The sequence below is a fragment of the Rhizobium sophorae genome (assembly GCF_013087515.1).
In the GTDB taxonomy this organism is placed as follows: Bacteria; Pseudomonadota; Alphaproteobacteria; order Rhizobiales; family Rhizobiaceae; genus Rhizobium; species Rhizobium sophorae.
The window spans coordinates 95904-118200 of sequence record NZ_JABFCN010000031.1 but is presented as its reverse complement, the minus strand read 5'-3'; the positions used below and the strand labels follow the sequence as shown (position 1 = coordinate 118200).

Below are 22297 nucleotides of genomic sequence, written 5' to 3'. Positions count from 1 at the left end.
GGCAAGCCGACAGGAAGCCGTCTGACGGCAGACGAGCAGGCGAAGCTGAGCGAGCTGCTTCGCGAAGATCGCATTGTTTGACGGAGATCAATGGCGGCTCGACGAGCTCGCATTATCGTTATCCCAGCAACAATTTCTATAACGAGGCAGGACAATGCAGGCTAAGGACATAATGACCACTAACGTGGTGTCGACCGGTCCAGCAGTCGGCATACGCCACGCCGTCGCTGTCATGATGCAAAACAATGTCAGCGGCCTTCCTGTCATTGATGACGAGGGCCGCGTCTGCGGAATGCTGACGGAGGGCGACCTGCTGCTGCGGAAAGAGATCCGATTCTCCCCCCGCGCCGCCCGCGCGTCCGAAATCATATCCGAGATCGACCTTGAGCGGTATATTTCCAGCAATGGCTGGCGTGTCGCCGATGTTATGTCTCAGGATGTCATCGTGGCGTGCCCCGACAGCGAGGTATCGGATATCGCCGAAAGCCTCCAGGCGCATCGGATCAAGCGGCTGCCAATCGTTGAGGACGGGCGTCTTGTGGGGATTGTCAGCCGCAGAGACATCCTCGGCCTGATCATCGATGCCCAGACGGCGCCGCTGCCAAAGGAAGATGAATCGATCAGGCTGGCGGTTCGAACGCGCCTGAGATCAGAGTTGGGGATAACGCCTCAGAAGGTCCAGGTGACCGTGAAGAACGGCCAGGTAACACTCGATGGCAACGTGGAGTCGGAGCTGAAGCAAAAGGCCGTTCGCGTCCTGGTCGAAAGCCTGGGTGTCGGCGCTTATCGTGACCGGCTCCAGATCGCTCGGCTGACCGGGACCGAAAGCGGCTGAGACAGCACCTCCAAGTTGCCTCTTTGCCATGGCGCGAAAACAGTTCATCCAGCGTCCCGCCTGGTTGATCGGCCCGCCTTTTTCGCAGGGATTTGTGAAATCGCTGCTGGCCTCAAGCGGGCAATTTCGCAGATTTTGGACGCCCGAACGTATCAAGCTTGCAGCACTTCGAAACACCGCGATGCTTTAACTCTTTGTTCGCAATTCCAGACGGAAGGAATTGCTCGCGCTCGCGGCGTCCCGGACGGCGCCTATTGGTGAGGGTGAATTTGACGCGAGGAGGCTCGCTCGGTGTTGCGCCCCAAAACCGAGCGAGCCTCTGTCAAGTTTCCCCCCTTGACACGGGAAAATCCCGACCCGCCAAACCGACATACACAATAGGCGAGGTCGTTTCTTTGATGGAGGTCAAACACAGCTGGACGAGGCCGCGCTCATTCGGCGACGACGATCTCTTCCAGAGCACGCAGAATAGGGCAGTTCCAGGAACCTGCCAGACTGGGCAAGGCCGACGATTGCGTTTTAGGATGTGGAATTGGGCTCATACCTTCGAGCCTTTATGCCGGGCGCCGTTCCGACAATTGATACTGATCAACAACCCCTGTCGGCTGCAACGATTGGAATGACCGGCCGCAATCAGCAGACGGCAAAGGGGCCGTTCGTCGAAGCTCCGTTCAGCCGGCGTGGCTGGTCCGACGCGTTAGCCGCCCGCCTGGTGCGCGGCCTTCATCCAACTTGATCAAGATCAAATACGCCTAACCCCTCACAATATATTGCTCCGATCACACAGGGGAGCGTGCACATGGATTTCGAAGCGTTTTTCAAAAACGAGTTGGACGGGCTTCATGCCGAGGGCCGTTACCGCGTTTTTGCCGATCTCGAACGTCACCGCGGCAATTTTCCGCGCGCGACGCGCCATACGGCCGATGGCGCAAAAGAAGTTACCGTCTGGTGCTCCAACGACTATCTCGGCATGGGCCAGCATCCGAAGGTGATCGAAGCGATGAAGAACGCCATCGACCACTGTGGCGCGGGTGCGGGAGGCACCCGGAATATTTCTGGCACCAACCACCATCACGTCATGCTCGAACGTGAGCTTGCCGATCTGCACGGCAAGGAAGCGGCACTGATCTTCACATCAGGCTATGTTTCCAACTGGGCGGCACTCGGCACGCTCGGTGCGAAGATTCCTGGGCTCATAATCTTCTCTGACGCTATGAACCATGCCTCGATGATCGAGGGTATTCGCCACGCCAAGTGCGACAAGGTGATCTGGAAGCACAATGACGTGGCCGATCTCGAAGCCAAGCTCGCTGCCGCCGATCCGAGGGCGCCGAAGCTGATCGCCTTCGAGAGCGTCTATTCGATGGACGGCGATATCGCCCCGATCAAGGAGATCTGCGATCTCGCCGACAAATATGGCGCGATGACCTATCTCGACGAAGTGCATGCCGTCGGCATGTACGGCCCGCGCGGCGGCGGCATTGCCGAACGCGAGGGGCTGATGGACCGGTTGACCGTCATTGAGGGCACGCTCGGCAAGGCTTTCGGGGTGATGGGCGGCTATATCGCCTCTTCGACGGCGCTTTGCGATTTCATTCGCTCGTTTGCCTCCGGCTTCATCTTCACCACGGCGCTGCCGCCGGCACTTGCCGCCGGCGCCGTCGCCTCGATCCAGCACCTGAAGGTCAGCCAGTTCGAGCGCGCCCGTCATCAGGATCGTGTCCGCAAGCTGAGAGCGCTGCTCGACCTACGCGGCATTCCGCATATGCCCAATCCGAGCCATATCGTGCCGGTGCTGGTCGGCGATGCGGCCAAGTGCAAGTGGATCTCCGATCTGCTGCTCGACAATTGCGGCGTCTACGTCCAGCCGATCAACTATCCGACCGTGCCGAAGAAGACCGAGCGCCTGCGCATCACGCCGACGCCGCTGCATTCCGACGCCGATATCGCCCATCTGGTCGAGGCGCTGCATTCGCTCTGGTCGCGCTGTGCATTGGCGCGGATGGTTGCCTGAGCGAGAGCGCCGGTCATGGAGCACGCAAGGTCCATTTGCTACATTCCTGACCGGGGGATCGATCCTCAGCAACTATTGGACACCGTTACACAAGCCGGGCCTTTTGATGAGAATTAAAGCGGCTATTCTTCCAGCAGAAGAGCTGTGGCCAGGTAGCCCATGCTTATCGTGCTCGCGAAGAGATAGACGAACAGTCCTTGGGCAAGGTAATTCTCAAGAGTGCCTGCCATGGCGCTGGAAGACAAAAAGCCGTTTTGCAAAACTAAGAACCCCGCGGCGCATCCAATTGCAAAGCCCGTGGTCAATTGAGTGAGTATGAAGCTGATCATGCGAGGCATGGCGGCACCTCAGGGTTAGCTCATGCCAACGGCCAGGCCACGAGAATGTTCCGGCTGCAAAGTGATCTTTGTCAACGACTGACGTGGCTGACCGTGCAAAAAGCGGACGGAATCGAGGGACCGAAACAGTGTATCTCCTACCTTTCGCAGCCGGCGTTTTTGCGCTTCTCATTTTGCCTGGGCCGACCAACGCGATATTGGCGATGGCCTCTCAGGGTCTGACTGCCGGGCGCGCGATCATGCTGCTTGGTACGGTCGCAGCCGCTTATCTTGCTATTGTCGTTCCGGTGTCCGGCCTAGCCGGTCCCTTTCTCCACCAGCACCCTCTGGTCGCACAAGGTATCAAGCTTGCCTCTGCAGCCTGGGTATCCTACCTTGCGCTGCGACTCTGGGGTGCCGGATCCAGTCCCATCGAGGTAGTGACAGTACGGCAACTGGCGATCACGACGCTGTTAAATCCCAAGGCGCTTATCATAGGGCTTACGATGATGCCTCCTGCGGGGGATGTCTCTGCGACAGCCGCCACTGCAACCCTCACCTTCGTCGTCCTTTTCGCATCTTCGATCTGGCTGTCGACAGGCAGAATTGTTCTCGGAAGTGAAAAACAAATGCCGTTGCTGGCTCGGCGATGCGGATCCGCAACCCTGCTGGTGTTCTCGGCCGTGCTGACCCTCAGCGCATTTTGAAGGCCGCAAGTATACCGCGAATATGTCAGGCCGAGCGCGCGCGGCCTTCTCGCTATAAGATTTGCGTTAGATCAATGAGCTAGTCTTGTGCGCCGCTAAGCAGTCCCTCTCGCTCCGCACCGACGGCTGCTGCCCCGCTTAGCCCGCAAGTGCGCAACACTTTCACTGCAATCTCTCGACTTAGCGGCCAACCGCCCTTGAAAGGCCGCTTGATGACCCGCCGCTTGGGGGCTGTCCACAAGGCGACGCCAAGAAAACTCGCGCGGCATATTGCATTACGTTCGTAATCTTATATTATGACCGTAATATAACTTGGTGATGCCTTCACCTTGTGAGCTCGCGATCAGGTACTTAAGCCAAGGATCTTCCATGAAAAACCTAGTCAATTCAGAACCGTCGAACACAGCAAGCCAGTTTGCCGAACTTAGCCTTGCCCAGGCTGTTCGCGCAATGAACGAAGTCGAATTCTCGGCACAGGCCTATGCGGAGGCGCTCTTACGGAAGGCTCGGGAGCAAGCGGACCTCAAAGCGTTCATTACAATCGACGATGAGGCTGTCATCGCCGCGGCATCTGCAGCGGACAGGGCGCGATCCGCCGGCGCTTCGGGCCCATTGCTTGGTGTTCCCCTAGGGGTGAAGGACAGTTATCTGACGAACGGGCTACGTACGACGCTCGGCGTCAGCAATCTGAAAGACTTCGTACCCGCGCACGATGCGGGCGTTATCAGTGCCGTCAAAGACGCCGGCGCGATCGTTTTCGGCAAGAACAACCTCGTCGAAATGTCTTTCGGATTGACCGGAGACAATAGTCCGTTTGGACAGGTGAAAAATCCCCATGCTCGTGAGCGGATTAGCGGTGGATCGTCGAGCGGTTCCGCGGCGGCTGTAGCCGCGGGAATTGTACCGGCGGCGTTCGGGGGAGACACGATCGGTTCGATCCGGGTGCCGGCATCGCTCTGTGGCGTGGTTGGCTTCAAGCCGACGACCGGTCGCTGGCCACGGGACGGTGTCGCTCCGATTTCGCACGCTCTCGACACGACCGGTGTTTTTGCTCGATCTGTCGAAGACTGCGAATTGATCGACCAGGTAGTGACCAGGGCCTCTCCGTCGACGACATCCGAGGAAGGTGATCTCAAGGGCGTGCGTTTTGCATATGCTCCAAAGCAATATCTGGACGTCGTTGACACGGACGTCGAAGCGCGATTCTACGAAGTGACGCGCAGGCTCCGCGACGCTGGAGCCGAAGTTGTGGAAATCGACCTCGGCGATGAGTTTTCCACGCTGGCGAATTCGACGACGTGGAACCTGTTCTTCCGAGAAACAAGAGAAGCAGTTGCCGGATTCCTACAGGAAAATGGCGTCCCGACCTCGTTTGACGAGATTTACAGGGATCTGAAGTCGGGCTTGAAAGAAGTTTGGCAGCATCTGGTGCTTCCGACCGGAGCCCAATGGCTGACACCTGATGCGTACCACAATGCGCTGACCGCCGATCGACCCAAGATCCAGCGACTATTTATAGAGGCTTTTGCAAAGAGCGGCGCCGAGGCGCTGATCCTGCCGACAACCCCCTGCCCCGCACCGGAAATCGGCAAAGAAAATGAATTCCTGATCGCGGGCAAGCAAGTGACATTCGCAGCGCTCGCAAACAACACCATACCTGCGAGCGGAGCAGGCCTCCCCGGCATCAGCATACCGATGGGTAAGGTCAGCACCGACCTTCCGATTGGCATTGAGATCGATGCTCCTGCTGATAGCGATCTTCGTCTTCTGACATTGGCACGCCGGGTCGAGGCTCTCGGCATTTCGTCGCTTTGAAACGCGAGTTTCGATCGACCACCCCTTAGAAAGGCATTGCAAATGACGAGCTTAAAAGACATCAAAAAGATTAGTGTCGAACATGTAACGATCCGCTCCGGCAGAAAGTTCACTGCCGTCAAGGCTAAGCTGGAATCCATCATCCCCCGCATTGATGACGGGATATTCACACTCCTGCGCTACCGGCAAACGGAGCGCGCACTTCAAGAACTGGCGGCCCTGCCAGCTCTGTCGATTTTTGGCTTCAGGGATCACGGAGCGCTTCTACAGGTAGCAGGTCTGCAGCGTCAGTCGATCCAGTACGATATCGGGAATCCGTTGACCGCGTCGAAGATGACGCGGCATCGCGTCGCGGCGGGCCTCTATGCACCTGTTCGGGTTCTTCTGCTCGAGGACGTGGACGGCGTGGCCTTCGAATATGACCGGCCGATCACTACCTTTGGGCATCTCGCTGACCCGCAAGTCGACGAAGTTGCGCAAAAGCTTGATCAGGACCTGATGGCCGCTCTTGAAGAAGCTGCCTTCTGACGTAAAAGGCATTATTCTGATCGACGTTTATCGCATGAACATAGCATTTCTGGAGGCAACTTATGCGATTTGAGAAAGGTCATAAGGAAAATACGCGGCGTCGGATCATCGACGTCGCGTCCAGGCGCTTTCGAGCCGACGGCGCGGCCGCCTCGGGGCTGGCTGGAGTCATGACCGAGGCCGGACTGACAAACGGTGCGTTCTATGCTCACTTCGATTCAAAAGAGGCGCTCGTGAAAGAGGCCATGGTGAACGCACTGTTGCAACAGCGAGAAAATCTGGAGCATGCCCGTGACGAGGGGTTGGATCTTGAGAGCATTATCCGCGACTATCTTAGCCTAGACCATATGCTACGGCGTGAAAGCGGCTGCCCATCGGCTGCGTTGCTACCCGAGATCGGCAGACAGCCCGAGATGACCCGTGCGGCATATGAGGATGAATTAAGCAAATTCACAGAGGTTCTGTCTTCGAGACTTCCCGCTTCGGTGGTGGCCTCGCCCAAAGAGAGAGCAACAGCGATCTTCGGGTTGATGGTGGGAACCCTCCAGATTGCCCGAGCAGTCTCCACCCCTGAAAAGGCTTCGAGCATTTTGGAGGGCGGTGTTCAAGCGGCACTATTGCTTGCAGCCTCATAGCAACAACCGTATTGCCCAACGAGGGCGCTACCGGAGCCTGTCTTCCGTTTTATGGTGGAGTAGTTTTCGAGAATGACATGGACGGCCCTGTCCTTCCGCCGCTCCGCCTTAAGATGCCCCGTTCATCCAATCGGCTCAGAGCTTCTGTTGCCCTATCGCGCTGAAGCGCAACGCCCTTCCATCGGCTTTAGCCAAAGCGTCCATTTCCTTTTCGAGTACATCTCGATCGTCGACCCCGCGCAAGAGGCGACCAGCAAGCACATCGAAACGGCCAGCAGCGATATCCGCGATCAGAAGTGCAGCGCGTGAGGGGGCGATGTTGACGCCATCATCGAAGAGCTGCTGAATGCCAGGCAGGTACGTTTTCCCCGCCTCCGAGAACAACTGCTTTTCGGTCATTTCGGTTCGAACGAGCCCCGGGTCGACTGCAAAGGCGCGTACGCCATGAGCGATCGTTGTATCGTTGAGACACTCCGTCAGGCGCATGATCGCTGCTTTACTCGATGCGTATCCCGAGCCATGGGGGAAACTATTGCCCGTCCCCCCGCCGACGAGGTTGACGATCCGGCCGCTGCCACGCGCCAACATCGCCGGACAGGCCGCGCGGCAGGTGTGAAACGTTCCCTGCAAGTTGATTTCTACATCTCGCCACCAAGTAACAGGATCACACTCCCATATCGGTCCGAAAGCCTGGAAAGAGCCGTGATTGTTGACCAACATGTCAGCTGGACCTAACTCGGATACGATCCGGGCAAAAGCGCTTTCGACAGCGCTGTATTCGGTTACGTCGGTCGTCACAGCGATTGCTCGCCCGCCCTCGCTCTGGATCAGCGAGACAGTCTGCTCGATTTCGTTGGCCGTCCGCGCAAGCACAGCGACCGTCGCACCTTCGCGCGCCTGTTGGAGGGCGATCTCCCGGCCAATTCCTCTACCGCCACCAGTGACGACCGCTACGCTGTCCTTAAGTCGGGTCATTTTATGCTCCTATGTTGTGCAGCGCCGCCGCCGCAACGCAACGGTTTTGCTCGCGAGCACTATCAGACAAAACGCTTGCTAGTTTCAAGATAGATGATAACGTTTCAATTAAATTGAGCGCCTAGGGCAAAGTCAACGTTTGGGAGGATGTGACATGACCAACAGCAGTAGATCCACGCATGAGATACGTCGCCGCACCCTGCTTGCCGGTGCGGGAAGCGCCGCATTGATGGCGTTGACGGGCAGCGCAAACGCGCAGGATAGCGTGAGCGGCGAACTTGTGGTGCTGAATTGGCTAGGTGGTTCCGAGCTCGACATGATGCATCAGATCCAGAATGCATTTACGGCGAAATATCCAAAAGTAACGATCAGGGAAGTTGCCATTACCGGCCAAGGAGACATGCGCGGCGGCATCCGCACGGCACTCATGGGCGGCGAAGTGGTCGATGTTCTCTACAACACCTGGCCGGCCTTCCGGAAGGAACTGCTCGATGCCGGCATGCTGCGGCCGATCGACGACCAATGGAAGTCCTTCGGCTGGGACAGGCTCATCAGCCAATCATGGAAGGAACTCGGCGCTATAGCCGGCAAGACCTATGGCTTGACCTACACCTTCGGCGACCGCTCCGGCATCTGGTATAAAAAGGAGCACCTTGCCAAGGCGGATCTCACCGAGCCGCCGAAGACGTGGGAAGATTTCGTGGCCAGCTTTGCGAAGCTCACCAACGCGGGCTTCGCGGCTCCAGTTGCCATTCCCGGCAAATACTGGGCGCATGCTGAATGGTTCGAAACGCTCCTCTTGAGGACGGCCGGCGTCGAGACGGCAGCAAAGCTCGGAGCGCACGAAATTCCGTGGACCGACCCCGCGGTGAAGACGGCGCTTACAAAGTATGCCGAAATGTTGACCGCGGGCTGCTGCGGCGCGCCGAACACCATGCTCGCCAACGACTGGGACGGGGAAGCCGACCAAATCTTCCAGGCGAACGCCAAAAATTACCTGCTGATCGGCATGTGGATGAATAATCGCGCCAAGAACGACTACAAACTCACCGAGGGTAAGGATTACGGTCTCTTCCAGTTCCCGGCCCTCGGCATGGGTCATGACGACACGTCGAGCGTCGATACCAAGGAACTGCTCGTCACGGCAAACGGCCCCAATCCGAAGGCAGCAGACGCCTTCCTCGATTTCTGGACGAGCGCCGAGGCCGCCAACATTCTTGCCAAGAACGGCTATGCGTCACCAAGCAGTAATACCGACACGTCGCTCTATGGCGAGACGCAGAAGGTGGCGACATCAGCGGTCGCAAGCTCGAAGTTGCAATTCGTGCTCGGAGATCTCTTGCCCGGCGATCTCGTCGATGAATATCGCGTGCAGCTGCAGAAATTTCTGCAGGATCCCTCGGCTGCTAATATCGATGCCGTCCTTGCGGCAATCGAAACCAAGGCCCAGGGTTCCTACTGATGGCTGGAACCTCCGCTTCCCCGGTGCGGGAAGCGGCGGGCGTGATGCAGGTTTCTCCGCTGGCGGTTAGCATTGAAGGCCGCCGACGTCTGCTCAGGGACACGCCCGCCGCTTTTATTCTGATCGCACCTGTCATCGTGCTTTTTGCCGTCGCCGTGGTCTATCCGCTGGTGGAGACTATCCGTTTGAGCTTCTGGGACATACAGGGCCTGCGGAAGCCTTCCTTCATCGGCTTTGGCAATTATGTGCGGCTGTTTTCGGACGCCACCTTTCGCAGCACGATGCTAACGACCCTGATCTTCACGATCGGGACGACGGTGATTTCGGTGTCGATTGGCTGGGCTCTGGCAATGACGTGCGCGTTCGCGCCACGACAGACGCTGCCGTTCCGCGTGATGATCTTTGCCGCCTTCGGTATTTCGGAGGCAGTTTCGGGCTACATGTGGATTGGCATCTATAGGGCCGATGCCGGCGGCCTGCTCAATTCGCTGATCCAGCTTTTCGGGTTTTCCAGCTTCTCGCATGCTTGGCTCGGCGATGCCAATACGGCGCTGTGGGCACTCATCATAGCCGCATCGTGGAGCGGCGTAGGCTTGCCCCTGATGCTGATCTTCGCCGCCATCCAGGCAATCCCGAAATCCGTGCTCGAAGCAGCCTATATGGACGGCGCCAAGCCGCTCTCGACCATGCGCCACATCATGATGCCGCTGTCGATGCCCGGCGTGCGTGTTGCGGTTTTCATCAATCTTCTGGGTGCGCTGCGCGCCTTCGACATCATCTACATCCTTACGGGCGGCGGACCGGTGCGCTCAACCGAGACGGTTGGCTATTTCATGTACCGAGAATCCATGACCCAGTTCAAACTGGGCTATGGGGCCGCTGCGACCGTCATCCTGCTGCTGGCCGTGCTCATCGTCTCGATCCCCGCCATTATCCAGCGAACGGCAGGTGCGAAATGATCGGCAAGGCTCCCCGCTGGATTGTCATCTTCGTCGGCATCATCGCCTGCATCTGGGTCATCCCAATCGCCGGCATTGTTGTTACCTCCCTGCGTCCTCCCGAGGGCGTCTCGCTTGGCTGGTGGCACTTCGAGCGCTTCGATCTGACCTTCAATGCGTGGCACCGCGTCTGGGAGAAATATCCGCTCTCCCAATCCATGTGGGTGACGATGAAAACAGCGGGGATTGCGACGGCGTTGACGATGCTTTTGACGCCGGCAGCGGCCTACGCCTTTCATTTCCTCAATTTTCCGTTCCGCCGCATCTTGCTGATTATCATCATCAACGCATTCGTACTGCCGCAGCAGGTCGTCATCATTCCGCTCTTCACTCTGTGGCGCGATCTCGGGCTGATCGATAACATTCTCTCCGTTCTCATTCCCTATGTCGGGATGTCCTTCGCTTGGTCGATCTTCCTCGTCAAAAATTTCTTCGAGGATTTCCCGCGCGAACTAGTGGAAGCAGCCAAGATTGATGGCTGCGGACCGATTGCGACCTTCCGTCATGTGGTACTGCCGAACAGCCTGTCGCCGATCTTCGCCGTCGGCATCCTGCAGTTCCTCTGGACCTGGAACGCCCTGCTGCTGCCGATGCTTTTCCTGCGCAACGACGTACCCCTACCCGTGCTGCTCGCCCGCATCTCCGGCAGCTACGAGATCAACTGGGACCTGCGCTCGGTGGCGGCGATCATCACGACAATCGTTCCCCTCCTTGTCTTTCTTGTCTTCCAACGTCAGTTCGCCGCCGGCTCTCAAACCCGCACCGGCGCAAAGGAATAGGACCATGCCTAACACCACAAACAAGCCGCTGCGCTACCGCCAGATCCATCTCGACTTCCATACGTCGGAACATATTCCCGGCATCGGCGCCGACTTCGATCCGGATACCTTCGTTTCAACGCTGAAGGCGGCGCATGTCGACTCGATCACGATCTTCGCCAAGTGCCATCACGGCTGGTCCTACTATCCGACCAAGGTCGGCAAGCCACATCCGCAGCTCGCCCGCCCGGACCTCCTCGGCGACATGGTGAAGGCCCTGTCAGCGGCCGATATCGAAAGCCCGATCTATATTTCGGTACAGTGGGACGAACTGACGGCGCGCGAACATCCCGAATGGCGCGCCATGACCGCGTCGAACCAATACCATCACGACCGTCCCCACGACTCTTCGGCGGGCAAGCAGCTCAGCCCGGCGTGGCATACGCTCTGCCTCAACCATGCCGGCCTTCGGAAATACATTCTCGACCAGGCGCGCGAAGTCGCGCAAAGCTACCCGACGCAGGGTCTGTTCTTCGATATCATCCTCACGCCGGATTGTGTTTGCCCAGCTTGCATCGAGCGCATGCAGTGCGAGGGTCTCGATCCAGAAAATCCGGCGGACCGGCTGAAAAACGACGAGGCCGTCAACGAACAGTTCCGTCGCGAAACGAGCGAGGCGTTGTTCAGGGAGTTCCCGAATCTCCGCGTCTTCTACAATTGCGGACATATCCACAAGCAGGGCCCGAAGCGCTTTTCCACCTATTCTCATCTCGAGCTTGAAAGCCTGCCGACCGGCGGTTGGGGTTACGACCACTTTCCGTCCAGCGCGCGCTACGCGGCAACGCTCGGCATGGATTTCCTGGCTCATACAGGCAAGTTCCACACCTCGTGGGGCGAGTTCGGCGGTTTCAAGCACCCTGATGCACTGGAATATGAATGTGCGCAAATGATCGCGCTCGGCTCGAAGTGCCTGGTAGGAGACCAACTGCATCCGAACGGCGCTATCAATCCTGATACCTATGCCTCGATCGCGCCGGCCTATCGACGCGTCGAAATGCTGGAGCCATTTCTGCATGGCGCCAAGCAGGTCTCCGAGATCGCCATATTGTCGGCCGAGCATATGAGCCCTAAGGGCGCGCGCAATCATCCGAGCGACGATGGCGCGGCACAGATGCTGCAGGAACTGAAGCGGCCCTTCGACGTGCTCGACAGTTCCGCTCGTTTCGAGGAATACCGACTGCTGATCCTGCCGGACGAAATCCCGGTCGATGCTGCCCTTGCGTCGCGGCTGAAAGCCTATCTCGCCAGTGGCGGCAAGATCATCGCCTCCTGGCATTCGGGCATCGGGGATGATGGGGCCTTTGCTATCGATTTCGGCATCGAGCGGCAGCCAACGCCGATCGCGTTCAGACCGAGCTATGTGAAGGCAGGCAAGGACCTTGATCCGTCCATGCCGGAAACGGCTTTCGTTTTCTACGATGATGCCGAAACCGTCCGCCCGATCGGCGCAACGGTGCTGGCCGGTATCTACCCCTCCTACTTCAACCGGTCTTACAAACATTTCTGCTCGCACCAGCATGCTCCGGACGATACGGCGGCTGATATGCTTGGCGCTGCCGTGACCGAGCATGGGGGCATCGCTTATATCGCCTACCCGATCTTTCGACTTTACCGGGCTATTGGGCAGCCGCTCTATAAATATGTTGTTCGCGGGCTTCTCGATCGTCTCGTTCCCGATCCGGCGATGGTTACCGATCTTCCCTCATCCGGCCGGGCAACACTGACCCGGCAGATTGGGCACAATCGCCACATCCTGCATCTTCTCTACGGACCGCCGCAGATCCGCGGCAAGGATGTTCGTGGCGATGACGGCTCGACACGGGTGATGGAGATGATCGAGGACATCCCGTCGATCGGCCCGGTTAACGCCCGCGTGCGGTTGCCGGCAAAGCCGAAGCGGGTTTTCGATGCCATGACCGGAGAGGATCTGGCGTGGGAAGCCGGCGCAGACGGCGCCATCAGCATCACGGTACCACGACTGCGCATCCATAGTGCCGTGGTCTTCGAAGGCGCCTGATGAAGATCGACGCCTTCTATGTTTCAGACTTCGCACCGCCGCTCGCAATGCTGGTGAGCGGCCGGGCGCTGGGCTATACGACGGAGATGGGCGCGAAAACGTGTCACAATCCCATGAATACCTGCAGGAGCCCGCTTGAAATGCATGAAACGGATCGGACGGCCGGAAGGCGGCGGGGAGCCACGATCATCGACGTTGCCAGGGTGGCGGACGTCGCTGTCGGCACCGTGTCGCGTTATCTCAACGGCGAGACGGTCCGTCGCTCGAACCGTGAGCAGATCGAGCGGGCGATCCAGGAGCTCGGCTACCGGCGAAATGCAGCGGCAGCGTCTATCCGTACCGATCTGACCCATATGATCGGCTTTCTGGTCCCGACCTTCGATGAGTTTCATGCCCGCATGCTGGAGCACCTAGCCACTTCGGTCCGCTCGACTGGTCGCGCGCTCCTGACCTATTGCCATGGCGGCGATCCGCGCGTGGTTGCCGAAGCGCTGGACTTTTTCGCCGCGCAGCGCGTCGATGCGCTGGTCATGGATGGGACGGCCGAAGTCTATGACCGGGTGGACGACCTGATCGAACATGACGTGCCGATCATCTTCTACAATAACGACGTGCGTGGGCTCGCGGCGGACCGGGTGATGGTCGAAAACCACCGGGCGAGCTACCGCCTAATCAGCCACCTCATCGATCTCGGCCATACGCGCATCGGCATGCTGACGGGTGACCCGCGCAATTCGTCGGGTATCGAACGCCTGGCCGGATACGAGCAGGCGCTGCGCGACCGGGGCATCGTGGTGGATCCTTCAATGGCAGTGCGCGGCAACTGGCGCATGGATGGCGGCTACGAGGCGACCAAGCGACTGATGTCGCTGGAAAACCCACCCACAGCTATCTTCTCCGCCAATTACGGCATGGCGGTCGGGGCACTCAGCTGGCTGAAGGAGAACGGTCGTCACGTGCCCGACGATATCTCGCTGGCGAGCTTCGACGATGTAGCGGTCTTCCGGCTCTACGAAGCTGGCATTACCGCAGTCGCGCAGCCGGTCGCCGGCATTGCGGAAAAGATCACGGACATTCTTGTGGAACGCCTGACGGAATCCTCGAGCGGCGCGACGCGCAGCGTCGTTCTCGAATGCGACATCATCCTGCGAGGCTCGACGCGACGGATCACCTGACGCGCTCTGCTTGCCAAGCGGTCAAAGGGAGGAAATTTTGGCCAGCGTAGAATTGCAGAATATCGACAAAACCTATGGGAGCTTTGAGGCGATCGGCAATCTCAATCTGAGCGTTGACGATGGCTCGTTCACCGTGTTCGTCGGCCCTTCCGGCTGTGGAAAATCGACGCTGCTGCGGATGATCGCCGGCCTCGAAAAGATCACGGCAGGCGACCTCAAGATCGACGGGCGGCGCATGAACGAAGCCGATCCGATCGAGCGCGGCGTGGCCATGGTTTTCCAGAACTACGCGCTCTATCCGCATATGACCGTCGAGCAGAATATCGGCTTCTCGCTGCGCATGGCGGGCCTTGGCAAGGCCGAAATCCAGCGCAGCGTTGCTGTTGCGGCGGCAACGCTGCAGATTGAACCGCTGATGAAGCGCAAGCCGGCGCAACTCTCCGGTGGTCAGCGTCAGCGTGTCGCCATCGGCCGGGCGATCGTGCGCAATCCCGCCGTGTTCCTGTTCGACGAGCCGCTGTCAAACCTCGACGCTGAACTCAGAGTGTCCATGCGTGTCGAGATCGCGAAACTGCACCGGCGCATCGGCGCAACGATGATCTATGTCACACATGACCAGACGGAAGCGATGACGCTGGCCGACAAGATCGTCGTCATGCGAGCAGGCAAGATCGAGCAGACAGGGACACCGGATACGCTCTATGCCGACCCCGACAACCTCTTCGTCGCCGGTTTCATCGGCTCCCCCCGCATGAATTTCCTGGATGGCACGCTGGACCCCAATGGCGTTGTCAGGCTCGATTGCGGCGCTGTCTTCAAGACGGGTCTTTTGCAGGGCGAAGGCGACATCCCGATCAAGGCCGGCATTCGGCCCGAGCACTTCACCGGACGTGACGATGCTGGCGGCGCAATCGACCTCAAGGTCGACGTGGTGGAAAATCTCGGCGGCACCCGTTTCATCTATGGCACGCTGAGTTCCGGGCAGGCCGTCATCATCGAGGACCGCTCCGAGACCATCCGCCGCCCGGGGGAAATCGTCACTGCCGGCTTCCCCGCACGAAGGGCCCTGCTCTTCGGTGGGGACGGTGAGCGCATCCGCGGGACGCGCCCGGCAAACACTCTTCCGGCGGAGTAGCCATGACCGCTCATCTTCTGTGGTACGATACGCCCGCACAGCTATGGACGGACGCGCTGCCGCTCGGCAACGGCCGGCTCGGAGCCATGGTCTTCGGCGATCCCCTGCGCGAACACCTGCAGATAAACGAATCCACCTTCTGGGCTGGCGGTCCCTATCAGCCCGTCAATCCAGACGCTTTTGGTCATCTGGGAACCGTGCGGCAGCTGATTTTCGACGGCAACTATGCGGACGCCGAGGCGCTGGCCGAGAAACATCTGATGGCACGGCCGATCAAGGAGATGTCCTACCAGCCGATCGGCGATCTCCGCCTCGAATTCAAGCGCGCCGAGCGCGTCTCCGGGTATCGGCGCGCGCTCGATCTCGATACCGCCATCGCTACCTCGTCCTACACTGCCGACGGCACCACCTACCTGCGCGAAACCTTCGTGTCGCCAGTCGATGGTGTGCTCGTCCTGCGCCTCTCCGCTGACCGGAAACGCGCGATAAGCTGCCGGATCTCCATCGACAGTCCACAGCAGGGGGAGATGCGCATAGGAGAGGGATCTCAGCTGAGCTTTTCGGGAAAGGGCAAAGCAGAATCCGGCATTGCCGCCGCTCTCCGGTTCGCCTTTGGCATCCGGCTTATCAACAGCGGTGGAACGGTGAACGCTTCGGGGGGAGCCCTGTCGGTAGAAGGCGCTGACGAGGTTCTGGTCCTTCTCGATGCGGCGACGAGCTTCAGGCGCTACGACGACGTGTTGGGACATCCCGAGCGCGATATCGTCGATAGGCTCGAAAGAGCCGCTTCGCGCGACTTCGTATCGTTGCGCGACGACCATATCGAAGAGCATCGGCGGCTGTTTGGCGCATTCGCCATCGATCTCGGATCGACGCCTGCAGCGTCGCTTCCTACCGACCAACGTATCGCTGGATTCGCTGGTGGCGATGATCCGGCGCTGGCGGCGCTGTATGTGCAGTTCGGTCGCTACCTGATGATTGCCTCGTCGCGTCCCGGGACGCAACCGGCCAATCTGCAGGGCATCTGGAATGCGGAAACGGAGCCGCCCTGGGGCAGCAAGTACACAGCCAACATCAATCTCCAGATGAACTATTGGCTACCGGCACCGGCCAATCTGCGCGAGTGCCTCGAGCCGCTCGTCGCAATGGCCGAAGAGCTTGCCCAGACCGGCAAGGCGATGGCACATGTACACTATCGCGCCCGCGGCTGGGTCATGCATCACAATACCGATCTCTGGCGCGCAACGGGACCGATCGACGGCGCCAAATGGGGACTCTGGCCAACGGGCGGTATCTGGTTGATGGCGCAGTTGCTGGACGCTTGCGACTACCTTGATGACGCCGACGCGATGCGACGTCGACTGTTTCCGATCGCCCGGGAGGCGGCACACTTCCTCTTCGACGTGCTCGTCCCGCTTCCCGGCACGGATTATCTGGTGACGAACCCGTCGCTTTCACCCGAAAACGTCCACCCGTACGGAGCTTCGATTTGCGCCGGTCCGGCGATGGATAGCCAGCTCATCCGCGATTTTTTGGGTCTCCTGCGCCCTCTCGCAGTCTCGATCGGTGAAGAGCCCGATCTTGTCGCCGACATCGATCGTGTGCTGCCGCGCCTTGCGCCCGACAGGATCGGTGCGAATGGCCAGTTGCAGGAATGGCTCGAAGACTGGGACATGCAGGCGCCGGAGATGCATCACCGCCATGTCTCGCATCTCTACGGCCTCTATCCGAGCTGGCAGATCGACATGGACAGAACCCCCGACCTCGCCGCCGCCGCCCGCCGTTCACTGGAGATCCGCGGGGACGACGCGACGGGGTGGGGCATTGGCTGGCGCATCAACCTTTGGGCGCGGCTGCGCGATGGCAACCATGCCCACAACGTACTGAAACTGCTTCTCACGCCGGAACGAAGCTATAAAAACCTGTTCGACGCTCATCCGCCCTTTCAGATCGACGGAAATTTCGGCGGTGCAGCAGGCATCGTAGAGATGCTAGTGCAGTCCCGCCCTGGGGAAATCCATTTACTCCCTGCGTTGCCGACGGCATGGCCTGGCGGCAGGATCCGTGGCTTGCGCCTCCGCGGCGGCATGCTGCTCGATCTTGACTGGGAGGATGGCGAACCGCTGACGATTAGGCTCACGGCCTCGCGCAATGTCAGTTCGATCCTTCGCTTCGGCCAAACGCGACGCAAAGTCGATCTCGCCGCTGGCGAAAGTTTTTTCGAGGGCGGAAGCGAGTTGCGCTAAATCCGCGCGGATGACGTGCTGGGCTGAGCTCGTACGGCACACGGTTTGTCCGATCTGGTCGGAGACGGGTTTGCGGCTACACGCCGGACGTCGCCGAGATTGTCGAAGACGGTGCTTGCACTCGAGCGCAAGGACCCGAAGCCTGCAGGCGACGCTATGATCGCGTCACGCAGGCACGCGACAGGCTTTTAAGAAAGACGGCCGAGACCATCGTTTAGCGTCAGAAACACGCTTGCTTGAAGAGTGATCAGAGCAAATCGCGCCGATGATGAGGTCATAGCTTGCGCGGCGCATCGTTCGCGACAATAGGCAATCGGAGGAGCGGCCTCTCGCCCGGCGAGCATGCGGCCAATCAAATTTGTTACCAGAAGTGAAGTCAGCCAGTTTGCAACCTGCATGAGGTTTTACTGAAATGAAAACATACACGCTTCCACAGACCGACCTCAAAGTGTCGAGTATCATTCTCGGAATGATGCGGATCGCCAATATGAGCAATGGCGAAATCCAGCAGTTGGTTGGCAGCGCACGCGATGCCGGCGTCACCTATATCGACCATGCGGACATTTATGGCGGTGCTCCGCATCGCTGCGAGGCTCGTTTCGGCGAGGCGATTTTCCTCACCGCCGCCGAACGCGAGATGCTTGTCATCCAGAGCAAAGTCGGCATCCGCAAGGGATTTTTCGATTTCTCTGCCGAGCACATTTTGGCCTCGGTGGATCAGTCGCTCGCAGCGCTGAAGACCGACTATCTGGACGTGCTTCTGCTGCATCGTCCTGATACGCTTGTCGAACCCGAAGAGGTTGCTGCGGCCTTCGACACGCTCACATCTGCCGGCAAGGTCCGCCATTTCGGTGTTTCAAACCATACACCTGGCCAGGTCGAACTGCTGAAAACCGCGGTCAAGCAACCGCTCATCGTCAATCAGGTACAGCTTAGCATCACGCATGCGCCGCTGATTGCATCGGGCATTGCGGCCAATATGGCCGGGCTCGACCAGTCGATCGACCGCGACAACGGTCTCCTCGATTATTCTCGTATCAACGGGATGATGCTACAGGCCTGGTCGCCTTTCCAGAAGGGCTTCTTCGATGGCGTCTTCCTCGGCGATAGCGAGAATTTCGCAGATCTGAACGGCGCAATCGACGAACTCGCCAAGGCCTACGGTGTAACGCCGACGGGCATCGCGGTTGCGTGGATCATCCGTCATCCGGCAAAAATTCAAGTCGTGCTCGGCACTACGAAGCCGGAACGTGTCGTCGAAGCCGCGGCCGGTTCTTCTATCTCGATGACCCGCGAGGAATGGTATCGCCTCTTCCGAGCTGCGGGACATACTCTACCCTAACCCGCATGCGGGTGGTGGCGTTCGCGAATGTCGCCATCAAGCCGCGTCTTATTACGGTTTTAAAGGACATAGAAACCATCGCGAAGATTTCCGAGGAATGTCGTTTAGACCGAACCGAGACCTCGGGGCCGGAAAAGACTCTCCTACCTGACGCTGTTCCCATGCCGCGCCTGTCCATTGGAAATTCGATGGCTCCGCCCCATGACTGCGAGTTAAAGCCATAGCAAACATCGCTGGCCAACCGATGGCTTCTTCTCGCAGTTAAGGCAGTCGAAATTTCAGTGAAAGTCCTGTTTTCCAAAAGAAATTGAAGGCAGGGCGCAATCACACGCTCGAGATTAGACCCCCGTCCACGCGGATCACCGATCCGGTCAGATAGGAGGCGCGGCTGCTTGCCATGAACGCGACAACGTCGGCATATTCCTGCGGTTGGCCGTAGCGCCCGACGGGGATCGATGCAGTGCTTGCCGCTGAAACCTCTTCGACGGCCTTTCCTTCGCGCTTCGCCTTCTGTTCGTCGAGGAAAGTGATACGCTGCGTGGCGACACGGCCTGGCAAGACGATATTGACGGTCACGCCATCACGACCGACCTCGCCCGCCAACGTTTTCGACCAGCCGAGAAGCGACATGCGCAGCGAATTCGAAAGTCCGAGGTTGGGAATGGGCGCCACGACACCAGACGACGTCGAGGTGATGATGCGGCCCCACTTCTTTTCGCGCATCTTGGGAAGAACGGCATCGCTGATGGCGATGACCGACAGCACCATGCTGTCGAAATATTTACGCCAGCTATCGGCGCTCTGACCGGACACCAGTGTCGGCGGCGGGCCGCCGGTGATGTTGACGAGCACATCAACCGAACCGAGCTGCTTTTCGATGGCAGCGAGATTGGGCTCGATCACCCCGAGCTCGGCAAGGTCCCATTCCAGTGCCATCGCCGAGCCACCGGCCGTGCGAATGTCGGCAACCGTCTTTTCGGCCGCTTCCTTGTTGATGTCGGCAACCGCGATCTGCGCGCCTTCAGCGGCAAGCGTTTTTGCGATCGCCCCGCCAAGCCCCCCGCCGGCCCCCAGCACGAGGGCTATCTTGCCTTTCAATCCCAGATCCATCGTCTGCTTCCTTTCCGTTGTTGTCGATTTTTGTTCAGCACCCGATCAGCCGGCCATCCAGCCACCGTCGACCATCAGGTTGACGCCGGTGATGTAGCTCGCCATCTCGCTGGCGAGGAAAAGGGCGGCCCCCGCGACGTCGCGCGGTTCGCCGAGGCGCGGCCACGGCGTGCGCCGACGCGAATAGTCGAGCGCGTCGGGATCATTGGCAACACCTGGCTTGCCGGTGATGATCTTCCCCGGCGCGATCGCGTTGCAGAGGATCATATTGGCGGCGTGGTCGACGGCGATCTGTCGGGTCATCTGCACGATCGCCCCCTTGCTGACGCCATAGGGAAAATCACCTGGGCAAGCCAGCATGCCGTGCTGGGAGGAAATATTGATGATCCGCCCTCGTGCCTCGCCCTCAGGCTCCTGCGTCAGGAACTGCTCAGCCGCGCGCTTGCAGCAATAGAAGAAACCGGTGACGTTGACCGACATCACCCGGTCCCATTGTTGCGGAGAGGTTTCGAGAAGATTGGTCGAGGTGTAGATCGCAGCATTGTTGACCATGATGTCGAGCCGACCGAACTCTTTCACCGTTTGCGTGACGAGTGAATCGACATCCGCCCAGTTGGAGATGTCGGTCTTGATGAACAGGCCCGTTCCCCCTGCAGCCATAATGCGGGCAAGCGTGGTATCGCCTCCCTCGATCGGCGCCTCCGAGACATCGGCAATCACAACGGTCGCGCCTTCTTCCGCGTAGCGCAGCGCAATCGCACGGCCGAGACCTGAACTGGCGCCAGTAACAATTGCAACTTTTCTGTCAAGCAGAGGCATGGGAGTTCCTTCAGGCAACGCTGCGGACAACTTGACCGCGGCAGGGAGCAATGAGCGTTCCGTCTTTGACGATGCACTCGCCGCGCAGGAGGACATCCGTCAGCTTGCCAGCGGTGCGTCTGCCGTGAAACGGCGTGTAGCCTGCACGCGAAAGCTGACCGGCGTCCGTGATCGCGGTGGAACGGGTCATGTCGACAATAAGGATGTCTGCATCGCAACCGACGGCGATCGATCCTTTCGAGAGCCCGAGCCCAAAGCGGCGAGCAGGGTTATAGGAGCACATGCGCACCAGATCCGGAAGTGCGATGAGCTTTTCAGCGACAAGATCCAACATCACCGCAAGCAGCGTCTGGAGGCCCGGCATCCCACCGGGAATGTCGGCAAATGATCCATAGGTCGCCGACTTCTCGGCTCGGCTATGCGGCGCGTGATCCGTGGCCATGATTGTGATCAGTCCTTCCGCGACCGCATTGCGCAGGGCTGCGACATCGTCGTGGCTGCGGAACGGAGGCGATCCCTTGAGTCTGGCGCCGGAGATCTCGTATTCGCCGGAGGTGAAGAACAGGTTCTGCGGCGTCGTTTCGACGGTGACATCCGCCATGCCATGAAGGCGGCGCCAGGTCTCGATTCCAAGCTTCGAATTGACCTGGCGCACATGCACGTGTGCCCCAGTCTCGGCCGCCGCCAACACCGCGCGAGCGATACCCCCGGCTTCGGCGAGCGGCGGTCTGCTTGCCAGAAATGCCTGGATATCGCCACCACGGTCACGTCCGGCGCTGCCCTCGATGATCGATTGGTCGCCAGGGGAAACGCCGATCACCGGCCCGACGCCTGCCAACCGGCGCAGCATCTCAGTGACAGCATCCAGACTGTCGAAACAGTAGTCGACGGGTACGTCGGCAGTGAACAGTTCAAGAGAAACAGGCGACAAGGCAAGCAGGTCCTCCAGGCTGTCACAGCGCTTCGAAACTACTGCTTGAAAACCGACATCAACACTGATCCGCCCCGCAGCGCTTTCCATCTTATCCGACAATTGCTGCGCGGTTGCCGTCCACGGATCGTCCGTCGGCATGTCGAGGATGGTCGTGACGCCGCCAAGCGCTGCGGCATGCGTGCCGCTTTCGAAGTCTTCCTTCTGCGTCAGCCCCGGTTCGCGCAGATGAACGTGGGCGTCGACCAGGCCGGGCAGCAGGAGTTTGCCGCTCGCATCAATGAAGCTGCGCGCCATCGCGGGCTCACCCGGCGCTCGCAGGGCCGCGACGCGTCCGTCGAGAATGCCGATATCCGCCGGGCTTTGACCGGTTGCAGTAACGACCATGCCGCCGGTAATCAGCGTGTCGAACATTTCA

The 22297-nt window shown here is 59.4% G+C and carries 19 protein-coding genes; 14 read left to right on the top strand and 5 right to left on the bottom strand.

Features of this window, described 5'->3' with window-relative positions:
- The first annotated feature begins 154 nt into the window (after nucleotides 1–154).
- Together G9X64_RS19555 and hemA are read left to right on the top strand one after the other, a co-directional pair.
- On the top strand, nucleotides 155–835 hold the full coding sequence (locus tag G9X64_RS19555; protein WP_171377237.1) for a CBS domain-containing protein: 681 nt from the start codon (nucleotides 155–157) through the stop codon (nucleotides 833–835).
- Nucleotides 836–1634: 799 nt separating this feature from the next.
- Entirely contained in the window at nucleotides 1635–2849 is a 1215-nt protein-coding gene (gene hemA, locus G9X64_RS19550; protein ID WP_171377236.1) for a 5-aminolevulinate synthase, read from the top strand.
- Between the two features lie 122 nt (nucleotides 2850–2971).
- Here the strand turns inward: hemA and G9X64_RS19545 are convergent, their stop codons facing one another.
- A complete protein-coding gene (locus tag G9X64_RS19545; protein ID WP_168312021.1) occupies nucleotides 2972–3187 on the bottom strand; it encodes a hypothetical protein in 216 nt (71 codons plus the stop codon).
- A gap of 128 nt (nucleotides 3188–3315) precedes the next feature.
- On the opposite strand from G9X64_RS19545, the gene G9X64_RS19540 reads away from it, so the two are divergent.
- The 4 genes from G9X64_RS19540 (at nucleotide 3316) to G9X64_RS19525 (ending at nucleotide 6851) form a co-directional block, all read left to right on the top strand.
- The gene (locus tag G9X64_RS19540; RefSeq protein ID WP_168312020.1) at nucleotides 3316–3873 is read left to right on the top strand and encodes a threonine transporter RhtB; all 558 of its coding nucleotides are present in this window, start codon (nucleotides 3316–3318) and stop codon (nucleotides 3871–3873) included.
- A 369-nt stretch (nucleotides 3874–4242) separates the two neighbouring features.
- Nucleotides 4243–5688, top strand: coding sequence for an amidase family protein (locus tag G9X64_RS19535; protein WP_171377235.1), 1446 nt, complete (start codon nucleotides 4243–4245; stop codon nucleotides 5686–5688).
- A 42-nt stretch (nucleotides 5689–5730) separates the two neighbouring features.
- A complete protein-coding gene (locus G9X64_RS19530; RefSeq protein ID WP_171377234.1) occupies nucleotides 5731–6216 on the top strand; it encodes a DUF302 domain-containing protein in 486 nt (161 codons plus the stop codon).
- A 62-nt stretch (nucleotides 6217–6278) separates the two neighbouring features.
- Entirely contained in the window at nucleotides 6279–6851 is a 573-nt protein-coding gene (locus tag G9X64_RS19525; RefSeq protein WP_168312018.1) for a TetR/AcrR family transcriptional regulator, read from the top strand.
- A 135-nt stretch (nucleotides 6852–6986) separates the two neighbouring features.
- Here G9X64_RS19525 and G9X64_RS19520 read toward each other — a convergent pair whose 3' ends face one another.
- Nucleotides 6987–7826, bottom strand: coding sequence for an SDR family NAD(P)-dependent oxidoreductase (locus G9X64_RS19520; protein ID WP_171377233.1), 840 nt, complete (start codon nucleotides 7824–7826; stop codon nucleotides 6987–6989).
- A gap of 154 nt (nucleotides 7827–7980) precedes the next feature.
- On the opposite strand from G9X64_RS19520, the gene G9X64_RS19515 reads away from it, so the two are divergent.
- The 8 genes from G9X64_RS19515 (at nucleotide 7981) to G9X64_RS19480 (ending at nucleotide 19019) form a co-directional block, all read left to right on the top strand.
- The gene (locus tag G9X64_RS19515) at nucleotides 7981–9288 is read left to right on the top strand and encodes an ABC transporter substrate-binding protein (RefSeq protein ID WP_168316409.1); all 1308 of its coding nucleotides are present in this window, start codon (nucleotides 7981–7983) and stop codon (nucleotides 9286–9288) included.
- Nucleotides 9288–10247, top strand: a complete 960-nt coding sequence (locus G9X64_RS19510) for a carbohydrate ABC transporter permease (RefSeq protein WP_168312015.1) — start codon at nucleotides 9288–9290, stop codon at nucleotides 10245–10247. Before G9X64_RS19515 ends, G9X64_RS19510 begins: the two co-directional genes overlap by 1 nt.
- Nucleotides 10244–11065: a carbohydrate ABC transporter permease gene (locus tag G9X64_RS19505; protein WP_168312014.1), complete on the top strand. Its 822-nt coding sequence runs from the start codon at nucleotides 10244–10246 to the stop codon at nucleotides 11063–11065. The genes G9X64_RS19510 and G9X64_RS19505 overlap by 4 nt, the downstream gene beginning before the upstream one ends.
- Nucleotides 11066–11069: 4 nt before the next feature.
- Nucleotides 11070–13121, top strand: coding sequence for an alpha-amylase family protein (locus tag G9X64_RS19500; RefSeq protein ID WP_171377232.1), 2052 nt, complete (start codon nucleotides 11070–11072; stop codon nucleotides 13119–13121).
- Between the two features lie 140 nt (nucleotides 13122–13261).
- On the top strand, nucleotides 13262–14296 hold the full coding sequence (locus tag G9X64_RS19495) for a LacI family DNA-binding transcriptional regulator (protein ID WP_171377240.1): 1035 nt from the start codon (nucleotides 13262–13264) through the stop codon (nucleotides 14294–14296).
- Nucleotides 14297–14333: 37 nt separating this feature from the next.
- Nucleotides 14334–15431, top strand: coding sequence for an ABC transporter ATP-binding protein (locus G9X64_RS19490; protein WP_168312012.1), 1098 nt, complete (start codon nucleotides 14334–14336; stop codon nucleotides 15429–15431).
- 2 nt (nucleotides 15432–15433) lie between these two features.
- Nucleotides 15434–17677, top strand: a complete 2244-nt coding sequence (locus G9X64_RS19485; protein WP_171377231.1) for a glycoside hydrolase family 95 protein — start codon at nucleotides 15434–15436, stop codon at nucleotides 17675–17677.
- Nucleotides 17678–18089: 412 nt separating this feature from the next.
- A complete protein-coding gene (locus G9X64_RS19480; RefSeq protein WP_168312010.1) occupies nucleotides 18090–19019 on the top strand; it encodes an aldo/keto reductase in 930 nt (309 codons plus the stop codon).
- A 324-nt stretch (nucleotides 19020–19343) separates the two neighbouring features.
- On the opposite strand, the gene G9X64_RS19475 is transcribed toward G9X64_RS19480, so the two are convergent.
- Genes G9X64_RS19475 through G9X64_RS19465 form a run of 3 tightly spaced genes read right to left on the bottom strand, consistent with a single transcriptional unit; the run spans nucleotide 19344 to nucleotide 22293 of the window.
- Nucleotides 19344–20129: an SDR family oxidoreductase gene (locus tag G9X64_RS19475; RefSeq protein WP_168312009.1), complete on the bottom strand. Its 786-nt coding sequence runs from the start codon at nucleotides 20127–20129 to the stop codon at nucleotides 19344–19346.
- Between the two features lie 45 nt (nucleotides 20130–20174).
- On the bottom strand, nucleotides 20175–20948 hold the full coding sequence (locus G9X64_RS19470; RefSeq protein WP_171377230.1) for an SDR family NAD(P)-dependent oxidoreductase: 774 nt from the start codon (nucleotides 20946–20948) through the stop codon (nucleotides 20175–20177).
- A 10-nt stretch (nucleotides 20949–20958) separates the two neighbouring features.
- Complete coding sequence (locus G9X64_RS19465) at nucleotides 20959–22293, bottom strand: dihydroorotase (protein ID WP_171377229.1); 1335 nt, start codon at nucleotides 22291–22293, stop codon at nucleotides 20959–20961.
- Nucleotides 22294–22297 lie beyond the last annotated feature (4 nt).

Bases quoted from the DNA above. Each gene is read 5' to 3' on its own strand.
- G9X64_RS19555 (WP_171377237.1), top strand. From the start codon at position 155: ATGCAGGCTAAGGACATAATGACCACTAACGTGGTGTCGACCGGTCCA.
- hemA (WP_171377236.1), top strand. From the start codon at position 1,635: ATGGATTTCGAAGCGTTTTTCAAAAACGAGTTGGACGGGCTTCATGCC.
- G9X64_RS19545 (WP_168312021.1), bottom strand. From the start codon at position 3,187: ATGCCTCGCATGATCAGCTTCATACTCACTCAATTGACCACGGGCTTT.
- G9X64_RS19535 (WP_171377235.1), top strand. From the start codon at position 4,243: ATGAAAAACCTAGTCAATTCAGAACCGTCGAACACAGCAAGCCAGTTT.
- G9X64_RS19530 (WP_171377234.1), top strand. From the start codon at position 5,731: ATGACGAGCTTAAAAGACATCAAAAAGATTAGTGTCGAACATGTAACG.
- G9X64_RS19525 (WP_168312018.1), top strand. From the start codon at position 6,279: ATGCGATTTGAGAAAGGTCATAAGGAAAATACGCGGCGTCGGATCATC.
- G9X64_RS19520 (WP_171377233.1), bottom strand. From the start codon at position 7,826: ATGACCCGACTTAAGGACAGCGTAGCGGTCGTCACTGGTGGCGGTAGA.
- G9X64_RS19515 (WP_168316409.1), top strand. From the start codon at position 7,981: ATGACCAACAGCAGTAGATCCACGCATGAGATACGTCGCCGCACCCTG.
- G9X64_RS19510 (WP_168312015.1), top strand. From the start codon at position 9,288: ATGGCTGGAACCTCCGCTTCCCCGGTGCGGGAAGCGGCGGGCGTGATG.
- G9X64_RS19505 (WP_168312014.1), top strand. From the start codon at position 10,244: ATGATCGGCAAGGCTCCCCGCTGGATTGTCATCTTCGTCGGCATCATC.
- G9X64_RS19500 (WP_171377232.1), top strand. From the start codon at position 11,070: ATGCCTAACACCACAAACAAGCCGCTGCGCTACCGCCAGATCCATCTC.
- G9X64_RS19495 (WP_171377240.1), top strand. From the start codon at position 13,262: ATGCATGAAACGGATCGGACGGCCGGAAGGCGGCGGGGAGCCACGATC.
- G9X64_RS19485 (WP_171377231.1), top strand. From the start codon at position 15,434: ATGACCGCTCATCTTCTGTGGTACGATACGCCCGCACAGCTATGGACG.
- G9X64_RS19480 (WP_168312010.1), top strand. From the start codon at position 18,090: ATGAAAACATACACGCTTCCACAGACCGACCTCAAAGTGTCGAGTATC.
- G9X64_RS19475 (WP_168312009.1), bottom strand. From the start codon at position 20,129: ATGGATCTGGGATTGAAAGGCAAGATAGCCCTCGTGCTGGGGGCCGGC.
- G9X64_RS19470 (WP_171377230.1), bottom strand. From the start codon at position 20,948: ATGCCTCTGCTTGACAGAAAAGTTGCAATTGTTACTGGCGCCAGTTCA.
- G9X64_RS19465 (WP_171377229.1), bottom strand. From the start codon at position 22,293: ATGTTCGACACGCTGATTACCGGCGGCATGGTCGTTACTGCAACCGGT.